The following is a 15557-nucleotide window of genomic DNA, read 5'->3' as shown; positions in this document are numbered from 1 at the left end:
CGGCGGACAAAATCAATTGCCGAGGTCGCCAAATTCCAACTGCAACGCGCTGAGTACGGTTAATGCCGCTGTTTCCGTACGCAGTACCCGAGGGCCAAGGCGGATATCGATAAAACCATTATTGTGGCTTGAGGCGATTTCTTCATCGCTGAAACCACCTTCCGGACCAACTAAAAAGCGCACGCCTGAGCTGGGTGCGGCCAAGGTTTTAATGCTGTGCTCGGCGCGGGGGTGTAAGGTAAGTTTAGTGGCTTTGGTGCTTTGTTGCAGCCATTGCTCTAAAGCCATGGGCTCATGTATGGTGGTAATGCGGTTGCGACCGCATTGCTCCGCCGCGGCGATGGCTATTTTCTGCCATTGCTGATGCTTTTTAGCCAGTCTGTCCGCTGCCAATTTTACCCCGCAGCGCTCGCTAAATAAGGGGGTAATTTCGCTGACTCCCAGCTCCACGGATTTCTGAATGGTGAAATCCATCTTATCGCCACGGGAGATCACCTGACCAAGGTGAATCGCCAAGGGGGATTCGCACTCGAAGTCATTGAATTCAAGCACCTTGACACGAAGCTGTTTTTTACTGGCGATCAGAATTTCACATAAATACTCGCCTCCCTCACCGTTAAACAGGCTGATCTGGTCGCCGCTTTGCATGCGCAGCACGCGGCCAATATGTCCGGCGGCGTCATCACCTAGGTCGAGCTCTAGGCCTTGTTCTAGGGATGCCGGTTCATAAATATGCGGAACTCTCATATGAATGCTCTAAAGGGGGTTTTGCGACAGTCTAAACTAGTCGCCTAAATGCGCAAGTGAATCTGGGTCCTGATTGCAGCTTAAGTGGTTGTGGCGAAAGGGAGTGTCTAGAGGTTCAAGGTGGTAATGTTGGTCGTGTTGTTCGATCAGATAGCGCTTGGGATGCAGGGAATCAATTATCCATTTAAAGGTGTCGTTGGCGCTCTTATAGACCTCGGCAAAAATAAGCACACCGGCAATCTTATGATGTCGCGACAGGTAACTGGATAACTCGGCCACGCTGATTTCATTGGTAAAATCACAGTAGCAATAATCCTTGGCCTGTTGGTCAAACATAAGCTTAACCATGTGGCGGGTATTGGCGCCGGCGACAATCACTTGTGAACTGTCAACTCGAGTGCAAAAAGCATTACTAAGCAGGGGATCACCGTCGAGTAGGAGAAAATTGCTTAAGTTCATGGGAGCCCTTATGCCCTATGCAAAAAATTGAATCAGTAAATAGCCCATGGCGCAATGCACCGAAAACTCAACCGCGGCTATGCCGACATTATCCTGATGATCAACTTCTACACCGGTATTGACGCGATAGAGCACGATTAAAAGTACTACCCGTGACATTGCCATAACCAGTATCCACATCAGACCACAGTGTACCGCCAATGTAAAAACGTTTTCTACCATCTTGCCGCTGTGGTAAGTCGCACTGGCAAGCCCGGCATAGATGGCCAGAGCCATACCCAGTGACTTGCCCGCATAGCGGATGCCGATAGAGGTGTTTTCCAGGTTAAAGTTATTCTGCAGTGATGCGCCCTGGTTAAATTTAGCAAAGCGCGCCTCGCGTATTTTGCTGTCTAAGGCAAACATGCACTGCAACATTAAAAAGCTGACTGACACCACTAGCAAAGAGTATAGGCTATTGGTTTGCGACCAGTTAACTAATCCAATAACTACTATGCTGTTGCCTAGCAACATGCCGGAGTCGACCATGGCGGCACAGACGTTTTGCTTTAAAATCGCCTTTTCTTCGTTAAAACGATTCAATATCCATTTGCGATGTATGGCCTGACCTACCTTGATAAACAGCATCATCAACAGCAATAAAAAAGGCACCTTCCAGGGTGATTGCTTCATTACGGCGAGGGAGAAGTCGTCGAGTAGATAACCTATGACCAGCACCAGAGAAAGCAAATAACTGGCGTAACTGATGCCGAGGGCGAAGTTATCGCGCTGGGCAAGCTCTTCACTGAGGGTTTGTCGCGCCTTGACCTGGGTGTAGATACGCAGCAGAAACAGCACTAAGGCAATGGCCACAAAGCAAATTGCAAAAGTGTAGAGGGACTCGTTTGACAAGGTAAAATACGTCATACTGACAACATTAGAGTAACTTTGACTTCATTCTAGTACGCTTGGCCGTAACTTAAAAGAGAGCTATTTCATGCCAGCAGCCATAACTATTCCCTCACTATTACAACAACTTGGTGAAAGTCGCTATCAAGAGATATATAACCAGCAGGAAACCGAGACGCCTCAGCAGGCGCCCCTGCGGTCGCCCTTGGTGCAATTACTGGCGCTCAGCGACTTTGCCTTTAAGGTACTCAGCGCCCATCCGCACTGGGGTCAGTGGCTGCTCGCTCCCGAGCAACAAGCGTCCTATTCGGCCCCCGAGGTTTTTAGTGAGCCCTTGGAAGAGCTTGATGATGCCCAAGCGCAGCGCCGCTTGCGTTTGTACCGACAGCAATATTGGTTGCATGTAGCCTACCTCGATTTGGTGTGTAAAAACGATATTGCCGACTCCATGCGTTATGTATCCGAGTTGAGTGATAAGTTAATCGATGCCGCTAATTGCTGGGCCTATGCGCAGGTGGCCAGGCTCAATGGTGAGCCGCTGGATGAGCAGGGCGAACGCCTGCCTATGATGATTTTAGGTATGGGCAAGCTAGGGGGCTTTGAGCTTAATTATTCTTCAGATATAGATTTGATCTTCACCTATCCGCGCTCGGTCCCAACCCAGGGCGGACGTCGCAGCGTAGAAGCTCAGGTGTTTTACACCAAGGTGGCGCAAAAGGTGATTGCGGCGCTGGATCAGCACACCGCCGATGGCCGCGTGTTTCGTGTCGATATGCGCCTGCGCCCCTTTGGTGACAGTGGCCCCTTGGTGATGAGCTTTGTTGCCATGGAAGATTATTATCAGGAGCAGGGCCGTGAGTGGGAGCGCTACGCCATGCTTAAGGGCCGTCTGATCGGCAGCGCAAACGCCTACCATCAGGAATTTTATACCTTGCTGCGACCCTTTGTTTATCGTCGTTATATCGATTTTTCTGTGATTGAGTCGCTGCGTAAGATGAAATCGCTGATTGCACAGGAGGTAAGGCGTAAGGGTCTGGTCGACAATATTAAGCTCGGCGCCGGTGGTATTCGCGAGGTGGAGTTCGTAGTGCAGGCGCTGCAGCTGATTCGCGGTGGCCGCGAGCGACAATTGCAAACTCCGGGGCTGCATCAGGCGCTTAAGGCGCTCACCGCATTGACGGTATTCAACGATGACCAATATCAGCAGCTTTGGCACGACTACGCCTTATTGCGCCGAGTGGAGCAATATTTACAAGCTTTTGCCGATCAGCAAACCCAGCAGTTGCCGGATAACGATCAAGATTGGCTGCGCTTAAGCTATTTGCTAGAGCAGCCCGATGAGCAGGGGGCTCGGGCACTGATTGACGCCGCCATGGTTCGCATTCGCACTGAATTTGAGCAGGTCATAGGGTTTGAGCAGGAACTCAGTGCCACAGTGGACAGTGGGTATGTATTGGCCTGGGAGCACGGCGATATTGAGGCGCTCAGCGATGTTATTCTAGACTCGGAGCAAAGGGCGAGCTGGCAGGCGCCTTTGCAGCATTTTCGTGAGCGGGTCAGCAAGCAGCCTATCGGCAAGCGCGGCCGGGATACCTTAGACAAGCTGATGCCTCAGGTTTTGGCGCAGCTACAAAAAATCAGCGCCAGCGGCGAGGTATTCGCCTTGGTCGCTAATGTGCTCGATAAGATCATGTCGCGTACCACCTATTTAGAACTCTTATTGGAAAACCCAGGTGCCCTGCAGCAATTGGTGCGTTTATGTGCCCACAGTCGTTGGATAGGGGAGCAAATTGCTCATCATCCTATTTTGCTCGATGAACTGATCGACCCGGCAGAGCTCTACAAGCCTTTGCCCTTGGATGCCTATGGCAATGAGATCCGCCAATATTTTTTGCGGATTGATGAGCAGGACCTTGAGCTGCAAATGGAAGCCCTGCGCCAGTTTAAACAAACCCAGCAGCTGCGCATTGCCGCCGCCGATGCCACCGGAGTGTTGCCGTTAATGAAGGTGAGCGATCACCTGACCGCCTTAGCGCAGGCCATAGTTGAGCAGGCGGTAAATCTGGCCTGGCAGCAAATGGTGGCGCGTTTTGGTCGTCCCGAGGGCACGGACGATGAACACAAGGATTTTGCGGTCATCGCCTATGGCAAGGCTGGCGGCTTAGAGCTGGGTTATGACTCGGATCTCGATCTGGTGTTTGTCCATAACCATGATGGCGACTCCAATACCGATGGCGATAAGCAGATCTCCTCCCGCCAGTTTTATTTAAAGCTGGCGCAGCGACTAATGCATTTGTTTAATACCCGCACCAGCTCCGGTATCTTGTATGAGCTGGATACCCGTTTACGCCCCGAGGGTTCATCAGGCCTGCTGGCCATTAATATCGAAAGCTTTTTGCATTATCAGCAGACTCAGGCCTGGACCTGGGAGCATCAGGCCCTGGTGCGCGCGCGGGTGATTTATGGCAGTCAGGATTTGGCGACGCGCTTTGATGAAATACGCCACAGCATACTGACGCAGAGCCGGGAGCGGGTGCAATTACAACAAGATGTACAGCAGATGCGCGAGAAAATGCGCCAGCATCTGAGTCGGGATAACGAGCTCTTGTTCGACCTCAAGCAAGGTCATGGCGGCATGACGGACATAGAGTTTATTACCCAGTATCTGGTGCTGGCTTATGCCGCCGAGCATCCGCAGCTGGTGACCTACTCGGATAATATCCGCATTTTAGAAATCGCCGCGGCCTATGATTGCATCAGCGAAGCTGAGGCGCAGCAGCTGATCCATGCCTATTGCCATTACCGCGGTCTGTATCATGTATTGAGTTTGCGTAACCAGGATAAGCTGGTGGCCAAGGCGGACGTGCAACAGGAAATAACCAGCGTCAGTGATGTGTGGGCGGCCTTGTTCTCCTCGTCCTTAGTTGACTAGCCTGGCTTAGCGGGCAATTGTTTTAAAGCACTTGCCCGTCTATAGCCGCCAAAGTCGTTGTCGATGACTCTGCCCACCCGATTCAAGTTTGCTTAAGGGTGTCATCGACGCGAAGCTAATGTTTAATCGTTAGCGGTAATATGAGGGCGCGTTCTCATCAGGTCGCGTCTTAAAGCGTCTATGCAGCCACATATACTGCTCAGGCGCTTTATTAATAGCCTCTTCCATACGTTGATTGACTGCTGTGACATCGGCCACCTCATCGCCGCTTGGGAAATTCTCAAGCGCAGGTTGCACCCCTAAATGATATTTACCCTTTTCATCACGACGGCTGTGGATACTTAGTGTTTTACAGTATTTCGCAGATGCAAAGATAAGCGTCCCTGTCGTACTCGCGGCCTGTTCAACAGCGAAGAATGGGGCAAAAACGCTGCGTTTTCTGCCATAGTCTTGGTCCGGCAGGTAATAACAGAAATTTTTGTCTTTTAGCGCTTTCAAAAGGCCTTTGATATCACGCTTACCAACTAGATATTTGTTTGATCGTAGTCGACCTTTGGTGGTGAAATAATCCATCAAGGCGTTGTTATGGGGTCGGTAAAAGCCAACGGCTTGGCGCTGTGTGCCCATGATCCGAGATGACATTTCAAGGTGTAGATAATGCGGTGCCATTAGTAGTACACCACAGCCTTCTGCATTGGCCTTATCAATGTGTTCCAAACCCGTGATTGAGCCAACAATACGCTTAATGCGCCAATCGGGCCACCACCAGGCCATGGCGCTTTCAAAAATGGCCATGCCGGTGTTTTCCATGTTTTTAAGCACCATAGCGGCTTGCTCTTGGCTGCTAAGCTCTGGATAGCACAGGGCGATATTCACTTCGGCGATTTTACGGCGCTTTTTCATTAAGCGGTAAACCAGGCGGCCAAGTGCCCTTCCTAGCGCCAGTTGCCAGGATTGGGGTAACCAACTGAGGGTATAAAGCAAGAAAATGGATAGCCAGCTAGGCCAGTATTTTGGGGCAAAAAAAGCCAGTTGGAAGGATGTTTTGTTAACCACAAGCGTTGATATTTATCATGACGAATGGCGCCCAGTATACGTTAAATTGACAAAACAAAGCCAGCGCTGAGGCTGGCTTTGTTTATTGGCTTAGTTTTGTGCTTTTAAGCCCTGATTGATGGCTTCTAAGTCTTGCGCCGTCAAGGTGCCTGCCGCTTGTTTCAGCGCCAGGGTTGATACCACATAGCGATAACGCACGTTAGCTAGGTTACGCTTAGCGTTGTACAGGTTCTGCGTGCTGACCAATACGTCAACTATGGTACGAGTACCTACTTCAAAACCAGCTTCGGTTGCCTGCAATGCACTTTCCGCCGAGATCACCGCTTGCTCAAGAGCCTTGTAGGTGGCGATATCCGATACCACCTGGTTGTATGAAGTGATGGTCGAGCGGGTTACGGCACGTAGTGTCGCTTCTAGGTCTTCGCTGGCGGCGACGTACAGAGAACGCGCTTGCTTGGTTGATGCAACTGTGGCACCACCTGAGTACAGTGGTAGGTTAAAGCTTAGGCCAACGGTGGTTTGATCTTCACGAGGCACATGATCACGGTTAAAGGTGGTGCCCATGGTGTTGATCTCGGTATCTGTTAATGAATCGCCGTAAGACGCGTTCAAAAACAATGTCGGGTAGTGACCGGCTTGCGCCAGATCGATCTGCTGCTTGGCGATATCAACTGTGGCCTTAGACACTTGTAACTCTAAGTTGTTTTGCTTGGCCAGCTCAACGAAATCGATGTTTTGCTTGGTTGGCTTTACGGTCGAGAAGGTCTCTGTGTCTAGCGTATCCAGTTTGGCATGGTATTTACCTGTGATTTCACGCAGTTGCTCACGGGCTGTTTCCACATCATTGGTGGCGACGATTTCACGGGCTACCGAGTTATCAAACTGTGCCTGTGCTTCGTGGACATCGGTAATAGCCGTAAGACCCACGGCAAAACGTTGCTTGGTTTGCTCTAACTGACGCTCAATGGCGCGTTTTTCCGCTTGCACAAACTCAAGGGTATCGATGGCGCTAAGCACATTAAAGTAGCCTTGCGATACACGCACGATCAGGGCTTGTTGTGCCAGGTCGTAAACGGTTTGCTGTTGCAGCGCTTGCTTGTCGGCGATATCCAATGAACGCCATGCATTCAAATTGAAAATGGCTTGGTTAAGGCTGATCTGACGAGAAAAAGTATCGCGCTCGGTATCAAGAGACATTAACTGGCCCGAATCTGTGTCGATATCGTAACCGTCACTGTCGGTCTTGCTGTAGCCCATAGAGAAGTCGACTTGCGGCAACAAGGCGCTTAAGGCACGGTCTGTGTTATGCTGTTGCGCTTCGGCATTGGCCTTGGCTTTAAGAACCACGGGATCATTTTCAAGAGCAATTTGATAAACCTGGAGCAGGTCTTCAGCATGACTGTAAGAGCTAAAGCTAAGCGCTAGCAATGTCGTTAACAGTGTCTTTTTCATTATCAGTACAGTCCTTAGGAATATATTGCGAATTATCTGCATGTTATCGTGTTTGGGCACGATATTGAAAAGCAAAAGCGTAAATAATATATGCTTAAGTGTAACAGAATTTATATTTTGAGGAAGGGTAAACGGTATCGTTTATTCTTGTTTTTGTGACTTAACGTAATCGGTCTGTTTTATATGAATAAAATCAGTAGTTTTAAAAACCAGGACGTGCAGATTGAAAGCACCGAAAGAGTCTTCGATGGCTTCTTTAAAGTGGATAAGTACCGATTTAACCATGCCCTCTTTGCCGGCGGTCGCAGCGATACCATAGAGCGGGAAATATTTGAACGGGGTCATGCGGTGGCGGTCTTACCCTATGATCCCCGCAGTCGTCAGGTGCTATTGGTTGAGCAGATCCGTATCGCCGCCATGAACAATAAAGACAGCCCCTGGTTACTCGAATGTATTGCCGGCATGGCCGATGGCAGCGAAGATTATCAAGCCGTGGTGCGCAAAGAAGCACAGGAAGAAGCCGGACTGGAGCTTGGCGAACTGGAATTTATGCTCTCGTATTTATCCAGCCCAGGAGGCACCAGCGAGCGCCTGTATTTATATTTGGCGCAAACAGATCTTAGTGAAGCCGGCGGAATTTTCGGTTTGGATCATGAGGGCGAAGATATCAAGGTGCATGTGTTGGACCTGGATGACGCCCTGGCCCGCTTAAGCAGTGGTGAAATAGATAACGCCGCGACCGTGATCAGCCTGCAATGGCTGGCACTGAATGAGCAACGTATATTAGAGCAGTGGAATAAACCGTGACGGTACAAAGAAAAGCCGGGTATATACAATCATTACCCAAGTATCTCACTCTATGTGAGCGCAATTATGCCAATGTGCTGCGTATTCTCCCCGAGCAGCAAAGCCGGGGTGCGTCGCGCTTGTTGGATATTCGTCATGAGCGCTACCAAGTGGACATAGAGCAGACGGCTAAGTACACCACGGATATTTGTATTACTCAGGTGCGTGGCGCTATCGCCGGTATGTTTACGCCGCCGATGAATGTGCGCATCTATCACGATGCCCGGGTGGCCGAAGTGGTGCACCCGGATTACCACAGCCGCATTAAGCCGACCTATGGCTACCCCAATGCAAACATGCATCAAAAAGATGAAAAGTATCAGGTCAATGCGTTTTTACACGACTGGCTGACATTTTGTATTTCGCACGGCGAAGCGGTATTGGATTGGGATTGTGGCAGTGATCTGGTTTAAAGAACATCTTATCAGCGCGGCCAAGCCGCTGCATTTCGGTCACTTTACCGACAGCCATGTGTTTGCCGATAAAAACGGCGAATACTTTAATGTCAATTGCGCCGAGCATCTGACGAAAACCCTGGCGGCCATGGCCGAAGAGGAATTTGATTTTGTGGTCTTCGGTGGCGACTTAACCCAAGACCATACAACTGAGTCGTATCAATTGTTTGCCGAGCTGGTGGCACAGAGCCCACTGACCTGCCCGGTATTCTGGGTGCCCGGCAATCACGATGAATTAACCCATTTGCACACCATAAGCCAAGGGCAAATCCAGGCCTGTAAGCGTATAAATCACCCTTACGCCCAACTGCTTTTGATCAATACCAAGGGCACCACACCAGCGGGGTGGGTGAGCAAGTCGCACCTGCAAGAGATTAAAGAAACGCTGGCCGAGAGCGACGCCCCGCATATTTTAATCGGCCACCATCATCCCTTGCCGGTGCGCGGTTATATCGACAAACATATCCTGGAAAATGGTGCTCAGCTGTTGGAGTTACTCAGCGAGTATCCTCAGGTTCAGGCCCTGTTGCACGGCCATGCCCATAACGAGTATGAGCGCGTTTATGAAGGGGTGACCATATACGGCACACCGGCCACGTCGATTCAATTTACCAAGCACACCCAGGACTGGCAGCAACAAAGCATGGGGCCGGCCTATCGCCGTCTGCGGGTGGAGCAGGATGGATTACTTAAGACTCAGGTAGTATGGCTAGCAAATTAATCTATATCCATGGCTTCAATAGCTCGGAGCTGTCGCAAAAGGCGGTGCAATTAGGCGAATATCTGGCGACCTGGTCCGGACAATATCTGGTGCCACGTTTAAGTCACGACCCAAAAACTGCCATCGCTCAGCTTGAAGAGCATCTTGATCAAGACACCGCCTTAATTGGCAGCTCCTTGGGCGGCTTTTTTGCCACCTACTTATCGCAAACTCATGGCTTGCCTGCGGTGGTGGTCAATCCTGCGGTGCACCCGGCGCGTCGGTTTAGTGAGTATTTAGGGCCGCAATACAATCCTTATCAGGATTATCACTACCAGTTGGATAAAACACACTTACACGCGCTGGACGAACTTTATTTAGAGCAATTAACTTCCCCCGAGCTATTGTTTTTGTTACAACAACAAGGTGATGAAGTGTTACCCTATAGGCAGGCTGTAGACTACTACCAAGCCTGCCAACAGGTTGTTGAACCCGGCGGCGAGCACCGCTTTGTAGGATTTGAGCGCTATTTTGGCGCCATTACGCGATTCTTAAATATCACCCTAACCACATAGGCTGTTAACGAATAAAAATATGAGCCAGCAGAACTATAACGCCGAAGCAATTGAAGTATTAAATGGTCTGGATCCGGTAAAACGCCGTCCGGGCATGTATACAGATACCACCCGTCCTAATCACCTGGGCCAAGAAGTGATCGACAACAGTGTCGATGAAGCCCTGGCTGGCCATGCCAGTAAGGTGGATGTGATCCTCCATGAAGATAATTCTCTTGAGGTTATCGATGATGGCCGGGGTATGCCGGTTGATATTCACCCGGAAGAAGGGATCCCCGGGGTTGAGCTGATCCTCACCAAGTTGCACGCCGGTGGTAAATTCTCCAATAAAAACTACCAGTTCTCCGGTGGTTTGCACGGTGTGGGTATTTCCGTGGTGAACGCCTTATCGACCCGAGTTGAAGTCACGGTGCGCCGCGATGGCCAGGTGTATGATATTGCCTTTGCCAATGGTGATAAGGTACAAGATCTGCAAGTGACGGGCACAGTGGGTAAGCGCAATACCGGCACTTCGGTGCGCTTTTGGCCCGACGCCTCTTATTTCGACTCGGCCAACTTCTCACTGACCAAATTAAACCATGTGCTTAAGGCCAAGGCGGTACTGTGCCCGGGTCTGCGCATTCGCTTTATTAATAAGCAAACCAAGGAAACTCAGGAATGGTTCTACGAGGCTGGCCTTCAGGACTATATCAAGGACGCCACCAAGGGCTATGAAACCCTGCCACAACAGCCCTTTACCGGTGAATTCAGCGGTAATACAGAAGGGGTAGACTGGGCCTTGTTATGGCTGCCGGAAGGTGGTGAGTCTATTACCGAAAGTTATGTAAACCTGATCCCCACCGCTCAGGGCGGTACTCATGTTAATGGTTTGCGCCAGGGTCTGCTTGAGGCCATGCGCGAGTTTTGTGAGTTTCGTAACCTTTTACCACGAGGCGTACGCCTAACTCCGGAAGATATCTGGGATAAGTGTTCCTACGTGTTGTCGGTGAAGATGCAGGACCCACAATTTGCTGGGCAAACCAAAGAAAAACTATCGTCGCGCCAATGTGCGGCCTTTGTTTCCGGCGTGGTAAAAGACTCCTTTAGCCTGTGGTTGAACGAACATACAGACGTGGCCGAGCTCTTGGCCGAGCTATGCATCAGTAATGCCCAGCGCCGTATGCGCGCGGCGAAAAAAGTGGTGCGTAAAAAGGTCACCCAGGGACCGGCATTACCGGGTAAGCTCACCGACTGTAGCAGCAGCGAGATAGAGCGCACCGAGATCTTCCTAGTGGAAGGTGACTCGGCGGGCGGCTCCGCTAAACAGGCTCGTGATAGAGACTTTCAGGCGATCATGCCGCTGCGCGGTAAGATACTGAACACCTGGGAAGTGGAGTCGGGACAGATACTGGCATCCCAAGAGGTGCACGATATTTCCGTAGCTCTGGGTATAGATCCAGACAGTGAAGACTTAAGCTCGCTGCGCTATGGCAAGGTCTGTATTTTGGCCGATGCGGACTCCGACGGACTGCATATCGCCACCTTGCTGTGTGCGCTGTTTGTAAAGCATTTCCCATCTCTGGTGCGCCAGGGCCATGTGTATGTGGCCATGCCACCGCTGTATCGTATCGATGTGGGTAAAGAGGTCTTCTATGCCCTTGATGAAGATGAAAAAACCGGGATCCTGGATCGTATCGAAGCAGAGAAAAAGCGCGGCAAGGTGAACGTGCAGCGCTTTAAAGGTTTGGGTGAAATGAACCCGTTGCAACTGCGTGAAACAACCATGGATCCCAATACCCGTCGCTTGGTGCAGTTAACCTTGGACGAGCCGGAGCAGACCGAAGAAGTAATGGACATGCTGCTGGCGAAAAAGCGCTCAGGCGATCGCCGCCAGTGGTTGGAAAACCATGGCGACAAGGCCGAAGTAGAACTGTAAAAAGTCGAACAGTAAGAAGTTGAACTGTAGATAACAGCAATCTGGGCGCCGTGCTGCGGCGCCAATAAACAGAGAGAGGTTTCCATGGGTAAGAAAATTTTAAGCACGCTAATGGGTTTGGCCTTTGTGAGCAGTGCCCAGGCCACGGATATTACCGAGCGCCTATCGGTCCCCGAAGGCTTTAGTATCAAGCCATATGCCTTAAACGTAGATAATGCCCGTCAGCTGGCGTTATCAGATAGCGGCATCGTCTATGCGGGCTCGCGCAAGGCCGGCAAGGTACACGCGTTAATCGATGCGGATAAAGATGGTCGGGCGGAGCGCCAGGTATTGATAGCCAAGGGCTTGAATTTACCTTCAGGGATTGCTTTTAAAGACGGTGATTTATATGTCGCCGAAGTGGAGCGCATCGTGCGCTTTAAAGACATAGACAACAAGCTGGATAAGGCCGAATTGGAAGTGGTATTCGACCAGCTTCCCGATAAGCGCCATCATGGCTGGAAATTTATTCGCTTTTCCCCCCAGGGTGATTTAATCATTCCGGTTGGTGTGCCTTGTAATGTCTGCGCCGAAGACCCGGAATTTGGTTTGCTTTATTCGCTGGACTTAAAGAGCAAAGAAGTGACCACCATCGCCAAGGGCGTACGTAATTCGGTGGGTTTTGATTACCACCCGACAACCGGTAACCTCTGGTTTAGTGACAATGGCCGCGACATGATGGGCGATGATATCCCGCCCTGTGAGCTCAATGTGATCACCGAGCCAGGACAACATTTTGGCTTCCCGTATTTTCACGGTGGCACCATTGCCGATCCTGAATTCGGCAAGGGCAAAAACATGAGCGATTATGTGCAGCCGGCCCTTAACTTGGGTGCCCATGTGGCGCCGTTGGGCATTCATTTCTACACCGGTGAGCAGTTCCCGGCCAAATTTAAAAACCAGCTATTTGTGGCCGAACACGGCTCGTGGAACCGCAGTAAAAAAGCGGGTTACCGAGTGATGGTCGCCGCTATTGAGGGTGATAAGGTGACCGGATATACGCCGTTTATCACCGGCTTTATGGAAAATGAGCAAACCTATGGTCGCCCGGTGGCCATGGTACAAATGCCCGATGGCAGCCTGCTGGTCTCCGACGATTACGCCAATGCCATCTACCGTGTGCAATATAATAAAAAGTAAGTTTGGATAACGAGCAATGACACAAACAACGACCTTGTCACAACAAGGCATAGAGCAGCTTACTATGGGGCGTTTTACCGAAGACGCCTACCTTAACTATTCCATGTACGTGATCATGGACCGTGCCTTGCCGCATATTGGCGATGGCCTGAAGCCGGTACAGCGCCGTATCGTTTATGCGATGAGCGAACTGGGCTTGTCTGCGGCGGCAAAATATAAGAAATCTGCCCGTACCGTGGGTGACGTTTTAGGTAAGTATCACCCTCATGGTGATAGCGCCTGTTATGAAGCCATGGTATTGATGGCACAGCCGTTTTCTTACCGCTACCCACTGGTAGATGGTCAGGGTAACTGGGGTGCAGCGGACGATCCCAAGTCCTTCGCGGCTATGCGTTATACCGAAGCGCGTTTGTCTAAATTCTCCGAGGTGCTGCTTAAAGAGCTAGGCCAGGGCACGGTAGACTGGACGCCGAACTTTGACGGCACCATGAAAGAGCCCCAGGTGTTACCGGCTCGTTTACCGCACATTCTATTAAACGGGGTGACAGGTATCGCCGTTGGTATGGCCACGGATATTCCGCCTCATAATGTGCGTGAGTTGGCTGAGGCCTGTTGTCTATTGCTTGATAAACCAAAAGCCGAATTAGCCGAGCTGTTACAGCTGGTGAAGGCGCCGGATTATCCCACCGAAGCGGAAATTATTACCCCGCAAGCGGACATCGAGAAGATGTACACCACAGGTCGTGGTTCGCTAAAAATGCGTGCCAAGTACCATGTGGAGCAAGGCGAGGTAGTGATCACCGCGCTGCCGCATCAGTGCTCGGGTGCCAAGGTATTAGAGCAAATCGCCAATCAGATGACGGCGAAAAAGCTGCCCATGGTGGCGGATTTACGCGATGAGTCGGATCATGAAAACCCGACCCGCATAGTCGTGGTGCCGCGTTCGAATCGCATCAAGGTCGAGCCGCTGATGGCGCATCTGTTCGCGACCACGGATCTTGAGAAAAACTATCGCGTTAACCTCAATATGATAGGCCTGGATGGTCGTCCTCAGGTTAAAGACTTGCGCAGCATCTTGGCTGAGTGGCTAGAGTTCCGCCGTGATACCGTGCGTCGCCGTCTTCAGTATCGCCTCGATAAGGTCTTGGCGCGCCTGCATATACTTGAAGGTTTGATGATTGCCTTCCTCAATATTGATGAAGTGATCGCCATTATCCGTAACGAGGATGAGCCTAAGCCGGTATTAATGGAGCGTTTTGCGTTAACGGAAACGCAAGCCGAAGCCATTTTAGACTTAAAACTTCGTCATTTGGCCAAGCTAGAAGAAATGAAAATCCGTGGTGAGCAGGATGAGCTGGCCAAAGAGCGTGACAAATTAGAGCTGACCTTGGGCTCGGAGCCCGCATGTCGACGCTGATGAAAAAAGAAATTCAGGAAGCGGCAGAGCTGTACGGTGACGAACGTCGCTCGCCCGTGGTTGAGCGTGAAGAAGCCAAGGCGCTGAGTGAGAAGGATCTTATTCCTTCCGAGTCGGTAACCGTGGTGCTTTCTGAAAAAGGCTGGGCCCGTGTGGCCAAGGGCCATGATGTAGATGCCGAAGGCTTGAGTTATCGCTCCGGCGATAAATTTAAGGCCAGCGCCAAGGGCAGGAGTAACCAGCCCGCGGTGTTCCTCGACTCCAGCGGCCGCGCCTTTGCCACTGACGCCCACAGTCTGCCGTCCGCGCGCAGTCAGGGTGAGCCCATGACCGGGCGCTTTAATATTGCCGCAGGGGCAACTCTTGAGCATGCTGTCATGGCCGATAACGAGCAGATGCTGCTGATGGCCAGCGATGCCGGTTATGGTTTTGTCGCCGAATTTAACGATCTGGTCAGTAAAAACAAAAACGGTAAGGCCCTGGTAAGCATTCCTAAAGGTGGTTTACTGCTGCAGCCCATTGCCGTGGGTGATATTGCCAGCGACTATTGTATGGCGATATCCAGCGAGGGTCGCATGCTGTTGTTCCCACTAAGGGATCTTCCTAAGCTGGCTAAGGGTAAGGGCAATAAGATTATTTCCATCCCAAGCGCCAAGGTACAGGCCCGTGAGGAATTTGTGAAATTGCTGGCCGTGGTGCCCGAGGGTGCCAGCGTGACCCTGCTCGCCGGTAAGCGCAAGCTGACGCTAAAACCAAGCGATTTAGAGCACTACCATGGTGAGCGAGGCCGCCGAGGTAATAAACTGCCCCGAGGTTTACAAAGAGTGGATGGCTGTGAAATAGAGCTCACAGGCAATACAGCAGAGCCGGAAGTGGTGGAAGCCACGGAAGAATAAAAAAGAGGGCAGCAGCCCTCTTTTTTATGTTTAAGCAAAC

The 15557-nt window shown here is 51.0% G+C and carries 12 protein-coding genes and 1 pseudogene; 8 read left to right on the top strand and 5 right to left on the bottom strand.

Going from position 1 to position 15557, the window contains the following annotated elements; all coding sequences use genetic code 11:
* Positions 1-12 precede the first annotated feature (12 nt).
* Genes rsmE through C2M24_RS03010 form a run of 3 tightly spaced genes read right to left on the bottom strand, consistent with a single transcriptional unit; the run spans position 13 to position 2112 of the window.
* Positions 13-747 carry a 16S rRNA (uracil(1498)-N(3))-methyltransferase gene (rsmE, locus tag C2M24_RS03020; RefSeq protein WP_105213269.1) on the bottom strand — a complete coding sequence of 245 codons (735 nt, stop codon included), beginning with the start codon at positions 745-747 and terminating at the stop codon, positions 13-15.
* Between the two features lie 36 nt (positions 748-783).
* Positions 784-1206, bottom strand: coding sequence for a hypothetical protein (locus C2M24_RS03015; protein WP_105213268.1), 423 nt, complete (start codon positions 1204-1206; stop codon positions 784-786).
* Positions 1207-1221: 15 nt separating this feature from the next.
* A complete protein-coding gene (locus C2M24_RS03010) occupies positions 1222-2112 on the bottom strand; it encodes a DUF350 domain-containing protein (RefSeq protein WP_105199618.1) in 891 nt (296 codons plus the stop codon).
* A gap of 70 nt (positions 2113-2182) precedes the next feature.
* Here C2M24_RS03010 and glnE point away from each other — a divergent pair, with 70 nt between their 5' ends.
* A complete protein-coding gene (gene glnE / locus C2M24_RS03005; protein WP_105213267.1) occupies positions 2183-5026 on the top strand; it encodes a bifunctional [glutamate--ammonia ligase]-adenylyl-L-tyrosine phosphorylase/[glutamate--ammonia-ligase] adenylyltransferase in 2844 nt (947 codons plus the stop codon).
* Between the two features lie 129 nt (positions 5027-5155).
* On the opposite strand, the gene lpxL is transcribed toward glnE, so the two are convergent.
* On the bottom strand, positions 5156-6082 hold the full coding sequence (lpxL, locus tag C2M24_RS03000) for an LpxL/LpxP family Kdo(2)-lipid IV(A) lauroyl/palmitoleoyl acyltransferase (RefSeq protein ID WP_105213266.1): 927 nt from the start codon (positions 6080-6082) through the stop codon (positions 5156-5158).
* A gap of 90 nt (positions 6083-6172) precedes the next feature.
* Positions 6173-7534: an outer membrane channel protein TolC gene (tolC, locus tag C2M24_RS02995; protein WP_105199621.1), complete on the bottom strand. Its 1362-nt coding sequence runs from the start codon at positions 7532-7534 to the stop codon at positions 6173-6175.
* 183 nt (positions 7535-7717) lie between these two features.
* Between tolC and nudF the strand changes: the two genes are divergently transcribed.
* The 7 genes and pseudogenes from nudF (at position 7718) to parC (ending at position 15517) form a co-directional block, all read left to right on the top strand.
* Positions 7718-8341 (top strand): ADP-ribose diphosphatase, encoded by a 624-nt coding sequence (gene nudF, locus C2M24_RS02990; protein ID WP_105213265.1) that lies wholly within the window; start codon positions 7718-7720, stop codon positions 8339-8341.
* On the top strand, positions 8338-8793 hold the full coding sequence (locus tag C2M24_RS02985) for a DUF1249 domain-containing protein (RefSeq protein WP_105199623.1): 456 nt from the start codon (positions 8338-8340) through the stop codon (positions 8791-8793). The genes nudF and C2M24_RS02985 overlap by 4 nt, the downstream gene beginning before the upstream one ends.
* Positions 8780-9556, top strand: coding sequence for a metallophosphoesterase (locus tag C2M24_RS02980; RefSeq protein WP_105213264.1), 777 nt, complete (start codon positions 8780-8782; stop codon positions 9554-9556). Before C2M24_RS02985 ends, C2M24_RS02980 begins: the two co-directional genes overlap by 14 nt.
* On the top strand, positions 9541-10110 hold the full coding sequence (locus tag C2M24_RS02975) for a YqiA/YcfP family alpha/beta fold hydrolase (RefSeq protein ID WP_105213263.1): 570 nt from the start codon (positions 9541-9543) through the stop codon (positions 10108-10110). The genes C2M24_RS02980 and C2M24_RS02975 overlap by 16 nt, the downstream gene beginning before the upstream one ends.
* A 19-nt stretch (positions 10111-10129) precedes the next feature.
* Positions 10130-12025: a DNA topoisomerase IV subunit B gene (gene parE / locus C2M24_RS02970; RefSeq protein ID WP_105199626.1), complete on the top strand. Its 1896-nt coding sequence runs from the start codon at positions 10130-10132 to the stop codon at positions 12023-12025.
* Between the two features lie 84 nt (positions 12026-12109).
* Entirely contained in the window at positions 12110-13204 is a 1095-nt protein-coding gene (locus tag C2M24_RS02965; RefSeq protein ID WP_105213262.1) for a PQQ-dependent sugar dehydrogenase, read from the top strand.
* A gap of 16 nt (positions 13205-13220) precedes the next feature.
* A pseudogene (gene parC / locus C2M24_RS02960) lies at positions 13221-15517 on the top strand (DNA topoisomerase IV subunit A).
* Positions 15518-15557 lie beyond the last annotated feature (40 nt).

It is taken from the genome of Pseudoalteromonas sp. T1lg22 (genome assembly GCF_002964645.1).
Classification (GTDB): domain Bacteria; phylum Pseudomonadota; class Gammaproteobacteria; order Enterobacterales; family Alteromonadaceae; genus Pseudoalteromonas.
Note: the sequence above shows the minus strand (reverse complement) of the source record. Positions and strands in the feature narration are given on the sequence as shown.